The organism is Nonomuraea sp. NPDC001684 (assembly GCF_053596515.1).
This window is the reverse complement of the sequence record NZ_JBSFGJ010000002.1, coordinates 17018-35895: the sequence shown is the minus strand read 5'-3', so window position 1 is coordinate 35895 and position 18878 is coordinate 17018. Positions and strand designations below refer to the sequence as shown.

The 18878-nt window shown below is 72.0% G+C and carries 15 protein-coding genes; 6 read left to right on the top strand and 9 right to left on the bottom strand.

Features of this window, described 5'->3' with window-relative positions; genetic code table 11:
* Positions 1-2: 2 nt before the first annotated feature.
* Positions 3-791 carry an ABC transporter ATP-binding protein gene (locus ACWCSD_RS00940; RefSeq protein ID WP_358290392.1) on the bottom strand — a complete coding sequence of 263 codons (789 nt, stop codon included), beginning with the start codon at positions 789-791 and terminating at the stop codon, positions 3-5.
* A gap of 89 nt (positions 792-880) precedes the next feature.
* Between ACWCSD_RS00940 and ACWCSD_RS00935 the strand changes: the two genes are divergently transcribed.
* Positions 881-1597 carry a hypothetical protein gene (locus tag ACWCSD_RS00935; RefSeq protein WP_397154673.1) on the top strand — a complete coding sequence of 239 codons (717 nt, stop codon included), beginning with the start codon at positions 881-883 and terminating at the stop codon, positions 1595-1597.
* Positions 1598-1602: 5 nt separating this feature from the next.
* On the opposite strand, the gene ACWCSD_RS00930 is transcribed toward ACWCSD_RS00935, so the two are convergent.
* Entirely contained in the window at positions 1603-4224 is a 2622-nt protein-coding gene (locus ACWCSD_RS00930; RefSeq protein ID WP_449912288.1) for a protein kinase domain-containing protein, read from the bottom strand.
* Between the two features lie 169 nt (positions 4225-4393).
* Between ACWCSD_RS00930 and ACWCSD_RS00925 the strand changes: the two genes are divergently transcribed.
* Entirely contained in the window at positions 4394-5059 is a 666-nt protein-coding gene (locus tag ACWCSD_RS00925; RefSeq protein ID WP_449912286.1) for a hypothetical protein, read from the top strand.
* An 8-nt stretch (positions 5060-5067) separates the two neighbouring features.
* On the opposite strand, the gene ACWCSD_RS00920 is transcribed toward ACWCSD_RS00925, so the two are convergent.
* Together ACWCSD_RS00920 and ACWCSD_RS00915 are read right to left on the bottom strand one after the other, a co-directional pair.
* Positions 5068-5691, bottom strand: a complete 624-nt coding sequence (locus tag ACWCSD_RS00920; protein WP_449912284.1) for a response regulator — start codon at positions 5689-5691, stop codon at positions 5068-5070.
* Entirely contained in the window at positions 5688-6806 is a 1119-nt protein-coding gene (locus ACWCSD_RS00915; protein WP_449912283.1) for a GAF domain-containing protein, read from the bottom strand. Before ACWCSD_RS00915 ends, ACWCSD_RS00920 begins: the two co-directional genes overlap by 4 nt.
* 106 nt (positions 6807-6912) lie before the next feature.
* On the opposite strand from ACWCSD_RS00915, the gene ACWCSD_RS00910 reads away from it, so the two are divergent.
* The 4 genes from ACWCSD_RS00910 (at position 6913) to serB (ending at position 10554) form a co-directional block, all read left to right on the top strand.
* Positions 6913-7569 (top strand): SDR family NAD(P)-dependent oxidoreductase, encoded by a 657-nt coding sequence (locus ACWCSD_RS00910; RefSeq protein WP_387677940.1) that lies wholly within the window; start codon positions 6913-6915, stop codon positions 7567-7569.
* Entirely contained in the window at positions 7566-8576 is a 1011-nt protein-coding gene (locus ACWCSD_RS00905) for an S-adenosylmethionine:tRNA ribosyltransferase-isomerase (protein WP_358290408.1), read from the top strand. Before ACWCSD_RS00910 ends, ACWCSD_RS00905 begins: the two co-directional genes overlap by 4 nt.
* A gap of 96 nt (positions 8577-8672) precedes the next feature.
* Positions 8673-9257, top strand: coding sequence for a hypothetical protein (locus tag ACWCSD_RS00900; RefSeq protein ID WP_397154682.1), 585 nt, complete (start codon positions 8673-8675; stop codon positions 9255-9257).
* Between the two features lie 79 nt (positions 9258-9336).
* On the top strand, positions 9337-10554 hold the full coding sequence (serB, locus tag ACWCSD_RS00895) for a phosphoserine phosphatase SerB (RefSeq protein ID WP_352357394.1): 1218 nt from the start codon (positions 9337-9339) through the stop codon (positions 10552-10554).
* On the opposite strand, the gene ACWCSD_RS00890 is transcribed toward serB, so the two are convergent.
* The 5 genes from ACWCSD_RS00890 to ACWCSD_RS00870 all read right to left on the bottom strand — a co-directional run bounded on the left by ACWCSD_RS00890 (position 10544) and on the right by ACWCSD_RS00870 (position 18674).
* Positions 10544-12697: an FUSC family protein gene (locus tag ACWCSD_RS00890; RefSeq protein WP_449912279.1), complete on the bottom strand. Its 2154-nt coding sequence runs from the start codon at positions 12695-12697 to the stop codon at positions 10544-10546. The genes serB and ACWCSD_RS00890 overlap by 11 nt on opposite strands.
* A gap of 15 nt (positions 12698-12712) precedes the next feature.
* Positions 12713-13180 carry a SixA phosphatase family protein gene (locus ACWCSD_RS00885; protein WP_449912277.1) on the bottom strand — a complete coding sequence of 156 codons (468 nt, stop codon included), beginning with the start codon at positions 13178-13180 and terminating at the stop codon, positions 12713-12715.
* A 319-nt stretch (positions 13181-13499) separates the two neighbouring features.
* Positions 13500-15812 (bottom strand): sodium-translocating pyrophosphatase, encoded by a 2313-nt coding sequence (locus tag ACWCSD_RS00880; protein ID WP_397154688.1) that lies wholly within the window; start codon positions 15810-15812, stop codon positions 13500-13502.
* 2084 nt (positions 15813-17896) lie between these two features.
* Positions 17897-18322: an ATP-binding protein gene (locus ACWCSD_RS00875; protein WP_358290423.1), complete on the bottom strand. Its 426-nt coding sequence runs from the start codon at positions 18320-18322 to the stop codon at positions 17897-17899.
* 1 nt (position 18323) lies between these two features.
* Positions 18324-18674, bottom strand: a complete 351-nt coding sequence (locus ACWCSD_RS00870; protein WP_043629845.1) for an STAS domain-containing protein — start codon at positions 18672-18674, stop codon at positions 18324-18326.
* Positions 18675-18878: the final 204 nt, after the last annotated feature.

Here is an 18878-nt window from a genome sequence, read left to right as displayed (position 1 = left end):
GGTCAGTATGCCCGGGCGTACCAGCGGCCCTCGGCACTCCGGTCGAGCGTCAGCGGCACCCCGAACGTACGGGACAGGTTGTCGGCCGTCATCACGTGGTCGAGCGGCCCCTGCGCCACCACGGACCCGTGCCGCAGCAGCAGGCCGTGCGTGAACCCGCTCGGCACCTCCTCGACGTGATGCGTCACCAGCACCAGCGTCGGCGAGCGGTAGTCGCCGGCCAGCGCCGACAGCCGGCGCACCAGGTCTTCCCGGCCGCCCAGGTCGAGGCCGGCGGCCGGCTCGTCGAGCAGGAGGATCTCAGGGTCGGGCATGAGCGCGCGGGCGATCTGCACCCGCTTGCGCTCGCCCTCCGACAGGGTGCCGAACCGCCGCCTGATCAGGTGGGCCGCGCCCATCATGTCGATCAGCTCGACGGCCCTGGTCACGTCGTTGGAGTCGTACTCCTCCGTCCAGCGGCCCATGATGGCGTACGAGGCGGTCAGGACGAGGTCGATGACCTTCTCCTCCGGCGGGATGCGCTCGGCCAGCGCGGCGCTCGCCAGCCCGATGCGCGGCCGCAGGTCGAACACGTCGGTCTGCCCCAGCCGCTCCCCCAGCACCTCGACCACGCCCTCGGTCGGATAGAGCAACGTCGCGGCGACCTGCAACAACGTGGTCTTGCCCGCGCCGTTGGGACCGATGACGACCCAGCGCTCGTCCTCGTTGACCGTCCAGTCGATGCCGCGCAGCAGGGCCGCTCCGTCGCGCCTGACGGCGACGTCCTGGAGCCGCAGCACCTGACCACCCATCCCCGTTCCCTCCCTTGGAGTCACCCTGGGGACCTTTGGAGTCACCCTGGGGACAAACCTATTGCAGGGCGAGCGCTTATCGTGGATCGGTGCACCCTGAATCACCTGTCTGTCCCTCGCTCGTCGCCTGGGGCAACGCGTGGCTCTCCGGTCACGTCGGCCTCGACGAGGCGGCTGACCACGTGGAAGCCGTCGCGGGGCCCGTCGTCGCCGGTGACGTGCCGCTGCGTAAATACCTCGCAAACCTGCGGTCCGACGGCCTGCACGAGTTCCGGCTCGCCCTTCCCGCGCCCGGCGACCCGCTCGGGCTGTCCGGGCCGGCGACGTTCAACTCCTCCGCCGTCGACGCCGGGCAGGCCGCGGTCGCCGTGCTGCGCGACCGGCGGCTCGGCCTGGTGCCCGTCCCCGACCGGCGCGGCTCCTCGTACGTGGGGACCCGCCTGGAGGTGCACGACGCCGGGCCCGTACGCCAGGACCTGCCCTCGCTGGCCGAGGCCGAGCACGAGCTGTCGTCGGCCATGCGCGCCGCCACCGAGGCGCTGACCGGCGTCGAAGGCCCGGCCCAGGCCCGGCCCGACCGGCCCCAGGGCGGCGGCGAGCTGGCCCCCGGCTACCCGGCCCGCGCCCACCGCGTCTCCACGCTGGCCACCCGGCTGGCCGCCGTCCTCGTCCTGGCCGACGACCGCGGGCTCACCTCGACGCAGGTCGCGGCCAGGGCCACGGCCCTGCGGGAGCTCGACCGGGCCGTCCGCCGCGCCCTGGTGGCCGCCCATCACGCCATCTTCGAGCCGGTACGCCACTCGTAGGCGGCTCAGGACCCGGCCTCCTCCTTCGGCTTCCAGACGCGGATGACCTTGTCCTTGCCGGCCGACACGACGACCGGGCCCCCGTCCGAGGGGACGATCCCGACCGCGTACACGCCGCGCTTGTGGGCCTTGACCGGTTTGCCCAGAGGCTTGTGCGTGTCGGGGTCCCAGAGCCGGATGGTCCCGTCGGTCGAGCCGGACAGCAGGACCGTGCGGCCGCCCAGCGTGCCGAAGGACAAGGAGTAGATGATCTTCTTGTGGCCCGACAGGGGCGAGCCGATGGTCTTGCCGGTCTTCGGGTCCCAGATCCGGATCTTCCGGTCCTTGCCGCCGGACGCGACCACCGTCCGGTCTCCTAGCCTGCCGGTGGCCACCGCGTACACGCCCTTCGCGTGCCCCTTGTACGCCTTTCCGTACGGCTTGTGGCGGGCCACGTCCCACAGGCGCAGGGTCGCGTCCTCGCCTGCCGAGACGACGATCGCGCGGTCGCCGAGGTGGGTGGCGTTGAGCCAGTTCACGGAGGTGCGGTGGGCCTTGACGGCCCTGCCGGTGGCCTTGCGCCTCTTCAGGTCCCAGAAGCGCAGCCAGCCGTTGGCGTCCCCGGTCACGGCGATCCACTTGCCGCCCGCCTTGGTCAGCGCGACCGAGTAGACGGCGTCACCGTGCCAGCCGAGGACCTTGCCCTTGTGCGTCTTGAGGTTCCACAGGCGGACGCTGCCGTCGTAGCCCCCGGACACCGCCATGGGCGTCTTGCCCATCATGACGGCGGCCACGGCGTACACCTCCTCGCTGTGGCCCCTCATGGTGGCCAGCGGCTTGTGCCTGCCCAGGTCCCACAGGCGGACGCGGCCGTCCTGGCCGCCGGACACCAGCCAGGTCCTGCCGTCGCCCAGGGACAGGGCGGAGATCGTCTGGACGCCCTTGGTGTGGCCCTTGAGCGACTTGCCGTCCTGCTTGCCGATGGCGGCGACGGCCTGCGGCGGCGGGACCGTCTGTGTGGGCATGGGGGTGACGGTGGGACTCGGGACCGGCGTGGACGGCGGGGTGGCGGTGGCGGTGGCGGTGGCGGTGGCGGGCAGCGGCGCCGTGGGCCGGACGGTGGGCAGACCGGGGCTCGGGGCCAAAGACGTGGTGGCCTCGGCCGCCGCGCCCGGGCTCGGCGGGTTTTCCGGGCCGAACATCCTCGGCCCCAGGAACAGCACGCCGCCGGCCAGCGCGAGCGCCACGGCGAGCGCGCCGGCCACCATGATCGCCCGCCTGCGCCTGGCCCTGACCTCCCCGGGCGGCTCGACGGCGGGGGCGTGCCTGAAGAACGCGTCGTTGCCGCTCCCGCCCGGCGCCTGCCGCGGCCCCATGGGGTACGGCGGCGGAAGCCGCGGCGGCTGCCCGTAGGGTCCCGCAGGCGCCTGCCGGACGTATCGCGTGACCCCCTCCTGCCCGCCGCCCGCCCCAGCCCCTCCGAACGGCGCCCCGGGACCGACCGGCCCTCCCCCGGCCCCACCCGCCGCAGGTGGGCCCGGGACCGCCGGGCGGGCGGCGGGCGGCGGCGGGGTGTAGGACGCCCCGGACGGATTGGCCCACCCGGTCGGCGCGGGCGCCCCCTGCGGCCCCCGAGCCCCCACGGGCCCCGGATCCCTCACTCCGCCGGCGGGCGCGGGCCCGGACGGCCCGGCGCCCGAGGGCCGGGAACCCGAAGCGAAAGGACCCGAAGGCGGCGGGACCGAAGGGCCGGGGCCGTCGGCGGCGGGTTGGGGGTGGTCGGCGGCGAGCTGGGAGCCGGTGTTGAGGGCGACCTCGGCGTCCCGCTGGGCCGCCGCCCCCTGGTTCTCCAGCAGGGCGAACAGCGCGTCCGCCGCCGTGGGCCGGTCCTCGGCGCGCTTGCTCAGGCACGCCTGCACCAACGGCCGCAGCTCGCCGGGCAGCGCCGACAGATCGGGCTCCTCGTTCATCACCCGGTAGATGACCGCGGGCAGGCTGTCCTGGCCGAACGCGGGCCGCCCGGTGGCGGCGTACAGCATGGTGAGCGCCCAGCTGAACATGTCGCCGGCGGGCCCCACCCGCTCGCCCGAGATCTGCTCGGGCGACATGTACGCCGGCGTCCCGACCACCCCGCTGCTGATCGTCATCGCCGAGTCCAGCGCCCTGGCGATGCCGAAGTCGATCACGCGCGGCCCGTCGGGCCCCAGCAGCACGTTGCTCGGCTTGAAGTCCCTGTGGACGATCCCGGCCCGGTGGATGGCGGCCAGCGCGGTGACGGTGCCGACGGCCAGCCGGTACAGCGCCCCGCCCTGGCGCGGCCCCTCCCGCTGCACCACGACCTGGAGCGACACCCCGTCGACCAGCTCGCTCACGATGTACGGCTGCTCGCCGTCCAGGTTGGCCCCCAGCACCTGCGCGGTGCAGAACTGGGCGACCCGGCGCGCGGCGGCGACCTCACGCAGGAACCGTTCCCCGTCGAGTCCGGGCCGGTCGAGCAGCGTGTTCAGCAGCTTGATCGCGACAAGCCGCCCGTCGGGCCCCGCCGCCTTGAAGACGACCCCCTGGGCCCCCTTGCCGAGGCGCTCCAGCAGCCGGTAGGCGCCCAGAGATCGCGGATCGCCGGGCTGTAATGGGTGCGTCTCCGGCACCTGGTCCTCCCCTTGCGCTGAGACCCCCGATCGAAGCGTGATGAACCATGCGAAAAGCCCGCAAGCCATCCCAAGTCACGAAAGATCATCGCTCTTTGCGAAAAATTTGCCCTACGCAATAATCACGGAGAAGATCGGGGATTTCCAGCACCGTACGGGGAGCCGTCACATGCGCAAGAGCTTCAGCCTGTTCTTAGTCAGCGGCCTGGCCGCCGTGCCGTTGGTGGCCCCGGCCCAGGCAGAGGCCATGACCACCGCGACCACCGCGACAACCGCGACGACGCAGGCCGTCGCCGCCAGGGCCAAGCCGTTCTCGAACTTCAAGATCTCCGTTAAGTACAACAACCGCACCAGAAGCGGCGGAAAGATAACTTACTACCTCAAAGCGAAGAATCTGGGGCCGTACTACGCCGACTATTACTGGATCGGCGGACAGGTGCCCAAGGGCGTGGTGCCCACGCTGCGCTGGGGGGCGTCGAAGGGCACGAAGTGCACCTGGGAGGGCCGCTGGTTCTGGTGCTGGGGCAAATTCGTCCTGCCGAAGGGCAAGACGGACTGGCTGAACTTCCAGGTCACCCTGAAGAAGGGCACCAGGGGCGTGGCCGTCGCCAAGCTCGGCGTCATCGCGTACGACGTCGACCAGGGCATGGAGAACATCGACAAGGAAGAGCTCAAGCGCCTCGGCATCAAGGGCTACTCCTGGCTCAGGACGGCCAAGACCAAGATCGTGGTCCCGCCGCGCAAGCCCACCAAGCACTGGACGCCGCCGCCGCCCGTCAAGGAGTACAACCCGCCGGCCAGCCACGAGGAGTCCAACCAGAAGAAGGACACCTGACCGGCTGATCAGGCCAGGCCGTGCCGCACGGCGTACAGCGCGGCCTGGGTCCGGTCCTGGACGCCCAGCTTCATCAGCACGTTCGACACGTGGGTCTTGACCGTCTTCTCCGCGACGGCGAGGCTGCGCGCGATCTCCCTGTTGGACCGCCCGGCCGCGATCAGGGCGAGCACCTCGCGCTCGCGCTCGGTCAGCGGCGCCGGCCCCGGCACGACGGCCACGGGCGCCGGGGCGGACAACATCGCCTCGGCCGCCTCCGGCGCGAGCAGCACCTGACCGTTGTGCACCGCCCGCACGGCCTGGACCAGCGCGGACGGATCGACGTCCTTGTAGAGGAAGCCCGCGGCCCCCGCCCGCATCGCCGGGCCCACGTCGGACCGGTCGCTCACGGACGTCAGCACCACCACCCGCGTGGCCGAGCCGGCCAGCCGCTCCAGCGCGCCGAGCCCGTCGAGCACCGGCATCTTCAGGTCGAGCAGCAGCACGTCGGGCGTCAGCTCGCCGACCAGCTCGACGGCCTGCGCGCCGTCGGCCGCCTCGCCGACGACGGTGATGTCGTCCTGCAGGTCGAGGAACGTCCGCAGCCCCTGCCGGACCACCGGATGATCGTCGGCGATCAGCACCCGGATCACACGCCCACCTCCACGCGTACGGTGGTCCCCTGGGCGGGGGCCGAGGAGACCGTCATCGCCCCGCCGACCGACTCCGCCCGGTCGCGCATCGACACCAGGCCAAGGCCGTGCGACTCCCCCTGCTCGAAGCCGTCGCCGTCGTCGTGGACGGTCAGCGCCAGCGTCCCCCCGTCGAGGACCAGGCGCACGGACACCCGCGAGGCCCCGGAGTGCCTGAGCGCGTTGTGCAGCGCCTCCTGGGCCACCCGCAGCACGGCCACCTCCACCGCCGAGTCGAGCGGCGGCAGCTCGTCGCACTCGAAGGTGACCAGCGAGGGGTGGAGCCGGTCGAGCATGCGCACGTGCTTGCGCAACGTCTCGGCGAGCCCGTGGCGGTCGAGCTCGGCCGGGCGCAGCTCGACGATCACCGCGCGCAGCTCCGACAGCGCCTCCCCGGCCAGCCGCTGGACGCGTTCGAGCTCGGCGTGCGCCTTCTCGGGGGCCTTGTCCAGCATGGTGGCGGCGGCCTGGGCGGTCAGGCGGAGCGAGAACAGCTTCTGGGTGACCGCGTCGTGCAGCTCGCGGGCCACCCGGTTGCGCTCCTCCAGCATGGCCAGCTCGCGCCCGCGCTCGTAGAGCCTGGCGTTGGTGAGCGCGATGGCGGCGTGCGCGGCGAACAGCGTCAGCAGCTCCTGGTCCTCCTGCGTGAACCCGCCGGGGGTGCGCTTGTTGGCCAGGAAGATGATGCCGATCACCTGGTCGGCGTCGCGGATTGGGACGCCGAGGAAGTCCTTCATCACCGGGTGCGCCTTCGGCCACCACTCGAACCGCGGGTCCTCCCGCAGGTCGGGCAGCCGGGCCGGGGTGCCTTCGCGGAGCATCGCGCCGAGCATGCCGTGCTGCCTGGGCAGCGGGCCGATGGCCGCCCACTGCTTGTCGGTGAGGCCCTCGGCGACGAACTCGGCGAACGAGCCGTCGTCGTCGGGCACGCCGAGCGCGGCGTAGCGGGCGTCGAGGAGGCGCTGCGCCGACCGTACGATGACCTGGAGCACCTCGCGGACCGACAGATGGCGAGTGACCGCGAGCACGGCGGAACTCACCGCCTGCAGGATCTCGTCCCGGTCCGATGAGCTCACGGACCCACTCTAGGGTCCCGCTCCGGAGTCCTAGGACGATGTGCCCAGGCGGGAGCGGGCCCTGCGCCCGATGCCGGCGCGGCGCGCCGATCCTAGCGTCGATGTCATGACGAACACCGCTCTCATCACCGGCGCCTCCCGCGGCCTCGGCCTCGCCCTGGCGAGGTCCCTGTCGGAGGCGGGCTGGAACCTCGTGCTCACCGCCCGCGGCGCCGACGAGCTGCGCCGGATCGCCGACGAGCTGGGCGCCACCGCGATCCCCGGCGACGTGACCGACCCCGAGCACATCGCGCGGCTGGGACGGGCCGTGCCCGAGCTGGACCTCCTGGTCAACAACGCCAGTGACCTCGGGGTGACCCCGCTGCCGCCGCTGGCGGGCTACCCGCTGGAGGCGTTCCGGGTCCTGCTGGAGACGAACGTGACCGCGCCGCTCGCGCTCATCCAGGCCACGCTGCCCGCCCTGCGCGCGGCCGGCGGAGCCGTGGTCAACATCACCTCCGACGCCGCCACCGGCGCCTACGCGGGCTGGGGCGGCTACGGCGCGACCAAGGCCGCCCTGGAGCAGCTGTCGAACGTGCTGGCCGCCGAGGAGCCCGGCCTGCGGGTCTGGTGGGCCGATCCCGGCGAGATGAACACCCGCATGCTCGCCGACGCCGTCGGGGCCGAGGAGGCGTCGTCGGCCACCGACCCCGCCAAGGTGGCCGCGGCGCTGCGCGACCTGGTCACGTCCCGTCCGGCCGGCGGGAAGGTGAGCCTGCAATGACGGCGCTGCTGGACTTCGCGCTGCCCGACGACCTGTCGGCCCACGAGCCGCCCGAGGCGCGCGGGCTGGCCAGGGACGCGGTGCGCCTGATGGTCTCGCGCGGCGAGGCCGAGCCCGCCCACCACCGGTTCGGCGACCTGCCCGGACTGCTCGACCCCGGCGACCTGATCGTGGTCAACAACTCGGCGACGCTGCCCGCGGCGGTCCGGCTCGACCGGCTCGCGGTGCACTTCTCCACCGCCCGCGAGGACGGCACCTGGCTGGTCGAGCTGCGCCGCAGGACGGCCAAGGCGTCCGAGCCGTACGGGGGCGGCGAGCCGGGCGAGTGGCTGCCGCTGCCCGGCCGGGCCACGCTGCGGCTGATCGAACGGGAGACGCCGCGGCTGTGGCGGGCGCGGCTGGACCGGGACGTGCTGCCGTACCTGCGCGAGCACGGCCGTCCGATCCGCTACTCGTACGTGCCGGCCGACTGGCCCATCGACGCCTACCAGACGGTGTTCGCCACCGTGCCGGGCAGCGCGGAGATGCCGAGCGCGGCCCGGCCGTTCACCTCCGAGCTGGTCACCGCGCTGGTCTCGCGGGGCGTGACGATCGCGCCCGTCACGCTGCACACCGGCGTGGCCTCGCCGGAGAAGGACGAGCGGCCCTACGCCGAGCGGTACGAGGTGCCCGCCGCCACCGCCCGGCTGGTCAACCTGACCCGGCGGAACGGCGGCCGGGTGATCGCCGCGGGGACGACCGTCGTGCGCGCACTGGAAACCGCCGTGGGCCCGGACGGCCTGGTCGGCGCCGCCTCCGGCTGGACCGGCCACGTCGTCACCCCGGCCACCGGGGTACGGGCGGTCACCGGGCTCATCACCGGCCTGCACGAACCTCGCTCCAGCCACCTGCTCATGCTGACGGCGATCGCCGGCGAGAGGGCGCTGGCCCGCGCGTACGAAGAGGCGCTGCGGAAGGGATATCTGTGGCACGAGTTCGGCGACACGCACCTGATTCTGGATAAATAAGCTTTACACACATTTTGCCCTCGTGATAGGAACAGCCGACATTTACGGGGGCTTGTTCAAGCGCGTCCCCGTGCCACTTCCTCTCCGGAGACGTTAATGCGCAACTCCCTCACTAAGGTCGCCTCGCTGGCTTTGCTGGCCGGTGCACTGATTGTCCCGGCGGTGCCCGCGTCCGCCACGACGACCACCGCCGCCCACACCGCCACGGCCGCCAAGGCCGCCGACGCCCCCTTCGCGGTCTTCGACATCAAGTTGAAGGCGTCCAAGACGGCCAAGGCCGGCGGCCAGATCAAGTACAGCCTCCAGGCGACCAACACCGGCCCGTACTCGGCCGACGCCTGGTTCGTCGGCGGCCAGTTCCCGAAGGGCGTGGACCTCCGGAAGATCCGCTACAGCGCCCCCAAGGGCACCATCTGCGCCCTCGACGGCCGCGCCCTGTACTGCAGCGTCCCCTACGTCCTGGAGAAGGACGACTGGGTCCGCCTCGAGTTCTACGCCAAGCTGAAGAAGAGCGCCGTGGGCACGCAGAAGGCGACCCTCGGCGTGGTCACCTACGACGTCCAGCAGGGCATGTGGGACCAGGAGAAGGGCACGTGGTCCCTGGCCCAGGAGGAGCTCGAGCGCCTCGGCATCCCTGAGCACGGCTACGCCAAGACCGCCAAGACGAAGATCGTCCGCTAGTCCCGCGGCCGCTGCGCCCGTGTCCGAATGGCGAGCCTGCTGCGCGGGCACCGGACCGGGCGCAGTACCGTGGCTGGATGTGGACCAGCGCACCCTCCTGATCACCCTGACCGGCCCCGACCGGCCCGGTGTCACCTCCAGGCTCTTCTCCGTGCTGTCCGGGTTCCCGGTGACGGTCGCGGACATCGAACAGGTCGTCATCCGCGGCAGACTCACGCTCGGCGTGCTCGTCGCCTACGCCGGCGGCCCGTCCACCGGCACGGGCACCACCCTCGGCGCGATGTGGACCGCCGTCGAACGGGTGGCCGAAGACCTCGGGATGGAGGTCGAGCTCTCCACCGGCTCCCAGGCCAAGGAACAGCGCCGCCGCGGCCGCCTGTCGGTCAGCGTGCTGGGCGCCACCCTCCAGCCCGCCGCCATCGCGGGCATCGCCGGCCGCATCGCCGCCGCCGGCGCCAACATCGACCGCATCGAACGCCTCGCCCAGTGGCCCGTCACCTGCATCGAGCTGTCGGTCTCCGGCGCCAACCCGACCGCCCTGCGCGTCGAGCTGGCCGCCGAGGCCGCCGCCCAGGAGGTCGACGTCGCCGTCCAGCGCACCGGCCTGTCCCGCCGGGCCAAGCGGCTCATCGTCATGGACGTCGACTCCACCCTCATCCAGGGCGAGGTCATCGAGCTGCTGGCCGCGCACGCCGGCTGCCTCGACGAGGTCGCCCGGGTCACCGAGCAGGCCATGCGCGGCGAGCTCGACTTCGCCGAGTCGCTGCGCCGCCGCGTCGCGCTGCTCGAAGGGCTGCCGGCCGAGGTGTTCGAGCAGGTGCGCCAGGAGGTCGTGCTCACCCCCGGCGCCCGCACCCTCGTCCGTACGCTCAAGCGCCTCGACTACCGCTTCGCCATCGTCAGCGGCGGCTTCACCCAGATCACCGACGCCCTGGTCGAGGAGCTGGGCATCGACTACTCGGCGGCGAACGTCCTGGAGGTCATCGACGGCAAGCTCACCGGGCGGGTCGTCGGCGAGATCGTCGACCGGCCGGGCAAGGCCCGTGCGCTGGAGCGGTTCGCCAGGGAGGCCAGGCTGCCCATCTCCCAGACGGTGGCCATCGGCGACGGCGCCAACGACCTCGACATGATCGCCGCGGCCGGGCTGGGCATCGCCTTCAACGCCAAGCCCGTCGTCCGGCAGGCGGCCGACACCGCGGTCAACACGCCCTACCTCGACTCGATCCTCTACCTCCTGGGCATCTCCAGGGACGAGGTCGAGGCCGCCGACGCCGAGGACGGCGTGCTCACGTCCTGAACCGGGCGGTGACCTCGGCGGCCAGGTCGAGCGCGTCCTTGCAGAGCGACCTGAGCGCCGGGTGGGCGGTCACCGCGTGCCGCAGCCGCCTGCGCACGGCCGTGCTCACGCCCGCCGCCGCCTCCTCCATCAGCGAGCTGACCTCCCGCGCCACCTCGTCGAGCTGCGACTCGAACGCGTCGGCGGCGGGCGGCGGCTCGCGCTCCCGTACGGCCTGCCCCACGGCGTCCAGCCGGTCGGCCACCGCGTCGAGCACGCCGGCGGTGGCGTCCGAGCCGGGCTCGGCCCCGCGCAGCACGGCGCCGAGCAGGATCGCGTCGTCCCTGAGCTTCCTGGCCAGCGTCAGCGCGGCCCGCAGCTCGGCCGGCGCCCTGCCGCCCGGCTCCTTGTCCAGCTTGTCCAGCGACTCGCGCAGCCGGTCGGCCGCCGTCCCGGCCGATTCCGTACGGTCGGGCAGCCGGTCCAGGTCGCCTTCGGCCAGCGCGCGGACGAGGCAGGCGTGCTCGCGCAGCAGCTCGGCGGCCAGGCCGCGCAGCCGTCCCGCCTGGCCGCGCGGCCACAGCAGGCGGGCCGCCGCCAGCGCCAGCACGCCGCCGCCCGCGGTGAGCGCCAGCCTGATCCCCGCCGCCTCCCAGTCGAGCCGGGTCGAGAAGTCGGTGAGCATCATGGCCAGCGGCGTCGCGAAGATCGACCAGTAGCCGTAGCTGACCTCGCGCAGGGCGAACCCGAGCGTGCCGAACACCAGCACCGTCCCCACGATCGTGTACGGCCCCGGCACCGCCGCCAGGATCAGCGCCGCCGCCGCGGCCCCCGCCACGGTGCCGGCCACCCGCACCACCACCCGCTCGACGGTGTCCCCGTAGGTGGGCCGCACCGCCAGCAGCACGGTGAACACGAACCATTTGCCGTACTGCTCGTGCACCCCCAGCATCAGCGCCATCGCCACGGCGGCGGTGAGCCCCAGCCGCCCGGCGTGCTCGGGCCCCGAACCGCCCGGCGGCGGCTTCCACGGCAGCCGCGCGAACAGCCGGCGCCCCGCCGCAGGCTTCCCGGGCAGCAGCCCGCGGCCCGCCGCAGGCTCATCCGGCAACCCCGCCGGCAGCCCGCGGCCCGCCGGAGGCTTTCCCGGCAATCCGGGCAGCAGCCCGCGGCCGGCCGGGGGCACGTGCCGGGCGGCCAGGAGGCCGACGGTGCGCACCCCCACCGCGATCCGGTCCAGGCAGCGCCGGGCCTGCCCGAGCACCGCGCCGCTGCGCAGCGCCGCCGGGTCGGCGCCCGGCTCGCGCGCGCCCAGGCGCTCGGCGTAGTCGGCGGTGACGGCCAGCGCCTCCACCACCCCGGCCCGCCGCCCGTCCGCGGCCTCCCGCAGGTCCGCGGCCAGCGTCGTGGCCACGTCGTCGATCCCGTCCTGCTCGTCCGGGGCGGCCGCGCGCAGGGCGCGCAGCGCCACCGTCTCGTGGAAGATCCGGACCAGCGCCTCGACGTACGCGTCGGCGGACCGGCCGGCCGCGTCCATGCTCTCGAACGACGCCGACGCCGTGGCCGCCGTCTCCAGGGCCTTGGACGCGCGTTCCCTGCGGACGTCCCAGTCGTCGCCGGCGAGCCCGTCGAGCAGCCCGGCCACGCCGCGGACGGCCTCGCCCAGCGCCGTCGCCAACGGGTCGAACCGGCGCAACGGCCACAGGGCCAGGGCGGGCACGGCGTACAGCAGGCCGCCGAGCACCATCAGCTCGGGCGGCCCGAACCCCGCGGGCACCGCCAGGTAGAACCCGGTGACCAGGGCGAACGCGGGCGGCGTCCCGACCGTGCGCCACCGGCCGCCCGCCGCGGCGACCGCTCCGAGCGCCAGCACCGCCCACCAGGGCCGATCCGCCAGGTACAGGCCCAGCCAGCACCCGCCGGCGATCAGCACGATCTTGATGGCCATGGACCGCGCCCGCGCCGCGTACGGCTGCCCGTACATGTCCCCGAACGCCGTCAGATACGCCCCGAGGGCCAGGAACGCCCCCGACTGCGGCCGGCCCGCCAGCACCCCGGCCAGCAGCGGCCCGGCCACCGCGAGCCCGCACAGCAGCCCGTACCCCCAGGGCGGGCGCGCGGGCAGCGAGAAGCCGTCACGCAGCGCTCTGGCGGCCCCCCGCATAGGCGTCGTCCCCGGTCAGTGCTCCTTGGGATCCCAGTGCGTGACCAGGCGTCCCTCCCCCGGCCACAGGTCTACCCACGCCGCCTCCACCTGGATCACCGCGAACGCCCCCGGCCGGAAGCCGTAGTCGCCGCCGCCCAGTTGCAGGGCCAGCTCGTGCACCGCGGGATTGTGCCCGCACAACACGACCGTGCCCAGCTCCGGGTCGGTCCTGCGGAGCAGTTCGAGCAGTTCTTCGGGATAGGCCTGGTAGATGTCGCGTTCGTAGCTGATCTCCATGCCGGGGAAGGCCAGCTCGGCGGTGCGCCTGGTCCGCAGCGCCGGTGAGCAGAGCACCGCGTCGGGGCTCAGCCCGGCCGCTCTGATCTCGTCGCCGGCCCGGCCGGCGTCCCGCTCGCCGCGCTCGGTCAGCGGACGTTCGCGGTCGGCCAGACCGGGCACCTGCGCGGCCTTGGCATGGCGGAGCAGTATCAGGGTCCGCATCACGTCATCACCTCGGCACGTCATCCCCTCGACACGTCATCACCCGGCACGTCATCATCTGGCACGTCATCGGGCATGTCATCGGGCATGTCATCGTCTGGCACGTCATCCCTTCGACGCCCAGATCCCGAGCCCGATGATCACGCCCAGGATGACCAGCATCGCCAGCAGGATCAGGCCCAGCGTCTTCCCGCCCGAGGGCCGGTTGTCCTCTTCCACCCGCCCAGTTTCCCACCGCGCCCCCGCCGTCCCCCGCGCCACCCGCCCGCATGCGAAGACGCCCGCCCCTGGCCGGGACGGGCGTCTCGTCGATCGGTCGTTACGAGGCCACGGGCTCGTGCTCGCGGTCGTTGTTGGCCGGCTCGCTCGTCACCGACCTGCGCTTGGAGACGACGATGGCTGCCACGACCACCGCCACCGCCACCACCGTGATGCCGATCCGCAGCGCGGCGTTGCCCGCGTACAGGACGACGGCCGGCGCGACCAGCAGCGCCACCAGGTTCATCACCTTGATCAGCGGGTTGATGGCCGGGCCCGCGGTGTCCTTGAACGGGTCGCCGACCGTGTCGCCGATGACCGTGGCGGCGTGGGCCTCGGAGCCCTTGCCGCCGTGGTGCCCGTCCTCGACCAGCTTCTTGGCGTTGTCCCAGGCGCCACCGGAGTTGGCCAGGAAGACGGCCATCAGGGTGCCGCAGGCGATCGCGCCGGCCAGGAACGCGCCGAGCGGCGCGTAGCCGAGCGCGAACCCGACCGCGATCGGGGTCATCACCGCCAGCAGGCCGGGCGTGGCCAGCTCGCGGAGCGAGTCGCGGGTGCAGATGTCCACGACGCGGCCGTACTCGGGCTTCTCGGTGCCGTCCATGATGCCCGGCTTGTTGCGGAACTGGTCGCGTACCTCGAAGACCACCCGCATGGCCGCGCGGCCGACCGCCGAGATCGCCAGGCCGGAGAACAGGAACACCACCGCGGCGCCGACGATCAGCCCCACCAGCACGTTCGGCTGGTCGATGCTGAGGCTGAAGGTGGAGAAGGCGCCCAGCGCCGCCTTGATGTCCTGGCCGGCCTTGGAGAGCTGGTCCTCCACCGCCGTGCGGAACGCGCCGAACAACGCCGTCGCCGCCAGCACGGCCGTGGCGATGGCGATGCCCTTGGTGATGGCCTTGGTGGTGTTGCCGACGGCGTCGAGGCTGGTGAGCACCCGCGCGCCCTCGCCCTCGACGTCGCCGGACATCTCGGCGATGCCCTGGGCGTTGTCGGAGACCGGGCCGAAGGTGTCCATGGAGACGATGACGCCGACCGTGGTCAGCAGGCCGGTGCCGGCCAGGGCCACCGCGAACAGCGCGATCGTGACGTTCCCGAACCCGAGCAGGAACGCCCCGTAGACCGCGCCGCCGATGATCAGCGCCGAGTAGACGGCCGACTCCAGGCCGACGCTGATGCCGGCGAGGATGACGGTGGCCGGCCCGGTGGCCGAGCTCTCGCCGATCTCGCGCACCGGACGGCGGTTGGTCTCGGTGAAGTAGCCGGTCAGCAGCTGGATCGCGCTGGCCAGGACCAGGCCGATCAGCACCGCGCCCACCGCGATCAGGCGCGGGTCGGCGTCGGAGGTGACGGTCGAGCCCGACAGGGCGCCGAAGCTGCTGGGCAGATACCAGAAGGCCGCCGCGGCGACCAGCACCGCCGAGATCCCGGCCGAGATGAAGAAGCTGCGGTTGATCGCCGCCATGCCGCTGCGGTCGCGGTCGCGCAGCCCCGTGACGAAGATGCCGATGATCGCCGTCAGCACGCCGATCATGGGCACGATCAGCGGGAAGATCAGGCCCTGCTCGCCGAAGGCCACCTTGCCCAGGATGAGGCTGGCGACCAGCATGACCGCGTACGACTCGAACAGGTCGGCCGCCATGCCCGCGCAGTCGCCGACGTTGTCACCGACGTTGTCGGCGATCGTCGCGGCGTTGCGCGGGTCGTCCTCGGGGATGCCCTGCTCGACCTTGCCCACCAGGTCGGCGCCGACGTCGGCGGCCTTGGTGAAGATGCCGCCGCCGACTCGCATGAACATCGCCAGCAGCGCCGCCCCGAACCCGAAGCCTTCGAGAACGTGGGGCGCCTCGCCCTGGTAGATGAAGACGACCACGGCCGCACCGAGCAGCCCGAGGCCGACGGTGAACATGCCGGCGACGCCGCCGGTGCGGAAGGCGACGCGCATGGCGCGCTTCTCGCCCGACTCGTTGGCCGCGGCGGCGACGCGCACGTTTCCGCGCACTGCCAACCACATGCCCATGAATCCGGTCAATGCGGAGAACACCGCACCGACCACGAAGAAGATCGAGCGACCGACGCGTACGTCCATTTCGCCCGGCAGCAAGAGCAACAGGAAGGGAATGACGATCACGAAGACCGCCAGTGTGCGGAATTGGCGCGTGAGATAGGCAGCCGCGCCTTCCTGCACGGCTCGCGCGATGTTCTGCATGCGTTCGGTGCCCTGGCCGGCGGACAGCACCTCGCGTACGAGGCCGCCGGCGACGGCTAGCGCGATCAGCGCGACCGCGGCGACCACGATCACGATGGTGAGATTGTTACCGCTCAGGGACAGATTGGGCGCTGGCGCCAATGCCAGCATGTGCCTGCTCATCGTTCTCCTCGGCAAGACCGGTCGTCCTGCCCGAACGGTGCTGCGGATTTCTCGGCGGGCGGGTGCGGCACCATCCGGGTTGTGGGTGCCGCTTCCGGTTGAATCCGCGGTTCCGCCGGATCACCTTGGCCGGTGCCGGGAGTCTACGCAGGCACTGAACGGATATGAAGGCTCTCGGGGCGGCTATTTGCGCGGGCGTTCAGTAATCCCCTGACAGCGGGCCGGTTTGAGATCTGACAGGCGAAATTTCCTCAGGTTTACGGGCATGACAACCCCACAAATCGGACCGCCCGAAACCCAGATTTAATCCCCACGACACGCCGACCCACCCCACCCACACTCCCCACCGGCCACCCGAGCCCCCCCCGCAGCACCCCGGCACCACCGCTTGGCAGCACCGCATGGCAGCACCGCATGGCAGCACCGCTTGGCAGCACCTCCAGGCGCGACCTCCAGGCGCGACCTCCAGGCGCGACCGCCAGGTGCCACCTCCCCGCTACCTCCGCGCGCCACCTCCGTGCTACCTCCGCGAGACGCGGCGGGGCACCACGACCGACGGACGCGCCCCAGCAACACGGCCCGCCGAACGCACCCTGGCCAACGCGGCCCGATGACACAGCCCGCCAGGACACGTCCCGGCCAACACGGCTCGATGACACGGCCTCGCAGGGACACCCGGCCGACGCAGCCCGATGACATGGCCCGCCGGAGCTGCCCGGCCGCCGCGCCTCCCGCGACACGGCCCACCGGACGCGGCCAACCGACGCGGGCCCGGCGACCCGGCCACCCACCGCCTCCTGGAGCCGTACGCCGTCCCTGACCTCCGGCCGGGCGCCGATCGGGCCCCTGGCCGACACCGCCCCGCCCCTTCAGGCCACCTCCCCGACAGCCGACAGCTCGCGCGTCGGCCCGAAAGGCTCTACACCGCCTCAAAGCCCCTGCGGCGGCCGAGAAGCTACGCCAGCCAATAGCCAAACCCGATGCCTCAATCTCGACCTGGAGCTCCCACGCGGCCCTCCGGATGTCGGTCCTGACAGCCCCATGTGCGGCCGCCACGCCTTCCTTCCAGTCGCCGCCAGTCACCCACCTCAACCCCATGCCCCTGCCGCCCCACCGCGAGGCCTCATGACGACCCGGCTGACTATCCCCCGCCCATCCACAGCCTGTGGATAACTCTCGCCACCTTCCACAGACACCACTGGGGGAGCAAGATCCTATGGGGCAGTCGCATCGCTCCACCAGAACACCCCAAGCAGGCCCAGGCCGTATTTGCCGCCCTGGCCTTCGACCCTCGGTCGCGACCGCGCCACGCGGAGCCTTCGCAGCGACTGAGCCTTCAGCCCTCAGCCGAGGCGTTCGCCGCACTGACCTTCGGCCTTTGCCGCCGTAGACCTTGGCCCTTCGACCCCAGCCACTGACCCGCGCCCTGCGGAGCCGCCTGCACAGCCGGCCCGCAGTCCGCCCCCTGAGCAACCGCCCGATCGGAACCTGGGCGTCTCGCCGCACGACACAGCGGTTGAACGTGCGAAGCCGGGCTCTGGCCTGCTCCGAGGCCAAAGCTCCGTAAGCGTGCGGCGTAGAAGCGTCAGGCGCAGAAGCGTCAGGCGTAGAGGCGTCAGGCGTAGAGGCGTCAGGCGTAGAGGCGTGCGCCCCTCACACTGCTTCGACGCCGTTCCAGGCCCCGCACCGGACCGCCCTGAGCCGCTTCGGCCGGTACACGCCGAAGTCCCTGCGGCACCGAGCCCTGCACCGGAGCTCGCTGAACCGCTCCAGCCGAACCCCTGCACCAGACTTCGCCGAGCTTCGCACCGGGCGTGGCCGAATCCGGCGGCCGGGCCGTCCGACGTCCGCGCGCACACGCGCTGCCGCTTGTCGCAGAGCGGCGCAGGCCGTCCGGGCATGCCGACAGAACGAGGCACTCAGCGACCTCGTCAGGACATGCGGAAACATGGCGCGACTCGACAGGGATGAAGGCATGCCACAACCGAACATCCCCTCATCCCCGTCTATCGCCCCTAAAACCACACCCGACCAGCTCGAACACGCCCCTAGGGAGACAAGGGACCGATCCAAGCGATGTCAGGTCAGGAACCCACCCCGTTGGAGGCGGGCCAGCTCATCCGGATGTTCGTCCCCTTGGGGCTGGGGAAGACCTCGACGTCATCGGCCAGACCCGAGATGACGGCGATGCCGAAGCCTGACATGAACGAGTCAGAGAGCATGCCCAGATCGAGCGGCTGCTCCTGCTTGATCTCGTCACTGGGGGCCAGATCGCTGACCGTGACCTCGAAACGCCCGGAGTCGTCACGTAGCTCGATGCGGATGGGCTCGCCCGGGCAGTGAAGTCGATGCGCCTCGACCGCCCGGGAGCATGCCTCACCCACGGCGAGCCTGACTTCGTCCAGCAGCGATTCCTCCACGCCGGTACGCCGGGCGATCGCCGTGGCCACCAGCCGGGCGGTCCGCACGTGCGCGGGGAGAGCGCTGAACGTCAGCTCGACGGTAGCCATGCTACTTGTCTTTGCCGTGAGCTTCCTTGGCCTCGTCGACGGAAGCGTAAATCCCGAAGACCTTGGTCAGACCGGTGATGCGGAAGATCTTGAGGATGCGCTCCTGGGTGCACACCAGCTCAAGCGAGCCGTCGTGCGCCCGGACCCTCTTGAGCCCTCCGACGAGCACTCCCAGCCCCGTGGAGTCGAGGAAGTCGACCTTCTCCATGTTCACCAGAAGGTGGAAGTTGCCCTTGTTCACCAGGTCGATGAGGAGCTCACGCAATCTCGGCGCCGTGTAGACATCGATCTCACCCTCGACCTCCACGATGGTGAGTCGGTCTTCGGTGCGGTGATCCAACTTCAGATCCACAGATCCTCCAGCGCCTCGCCTGCGAAAGTACTCTTGCGGGCCTGGCAATCTGGAGCGTGGCCCCAGACTGTCCGACCCTGACGCGCGGCATTCAACCACGCGTCTGGCTTGTGTCTATACGAAATCACGATTCCCGGCGACTTTGCCCATCGATGCAAGACTGGAAACAGTGACTTCCTCGGCATCCTCCCCACAACAGGCAGG

Excerpts from the sequence above, each read along its gene's own strand:
- ACWCSD_RS00890 (WP_449912279.1), bottom strand. The coding sequence starts at position 12,697 with ATGCGGGGGGCCGCCAGAGCGCTGCGTGACGGCTTCTCGCTGCCCGCG.
- ACWCSD_RS00940 (WP_358290392.1), bottom strand. The coding sequence starts at position 791 with ATGGGTGGTCAGGTGCTGCGGCTCCAGGACGTCGCCGTCAGGCGCGAC.
- ACWCSD_RS00925 (WP_449912286.1), top strand. The coding sequence starts at position 4,394 with ATGCGCAAGAGCTTCAGCCTGTTCTTAGTCAGCGGCCTGGCCGCCGTG.
- ACWCSD_RS00905 (WP_358290408.1), top strand. The coding sequence starts at position 7,566 with ATGACGGCGCTGCTGGACTTCGCGCTGCCCGACGACCTGTCGGCCCAC.
- ACWCSD_RS00910 (WP_387677940.1), top strand. The coding sequence starts at position 6,913 with ATGACGAACACCGCTCTCATCACCGGCGCCTCCCGCGGCCTCGGCCTC.
- ACWCSD_RS00885 (WP_449912277.1), bottom strand. The coding sequence starts at position 13,180 with ATGCGGACCCTGATACTGCTCCGCCATGCCAAGGCCGCGCAGGTGCCC.
- ACWCSD_RS00900 (WP_397154682.1), top strand. The coding sequence starts at position 8,673 with ATGCGCAACTCCCTCACTAAGGTCGCCTCGCTGGCTTTGCTGGCCGGT.
- ACWCSD_RS00875 (WP_358290423.1), bottom strand. The coding sequence starts at position 18,322 with ATGGCTACCGTCGAGCTGACGTTCAGCGCTCTCCCCGCGCACGTGCGG.
- ACWCSD_RS00880 (WP_397154688.1), bottom strand. The coding sequence starts at position 15,812 with ATGAGCAGGCACATGCTGGCATTGGCGCCAGCGCCCAATCTGTCCCTG.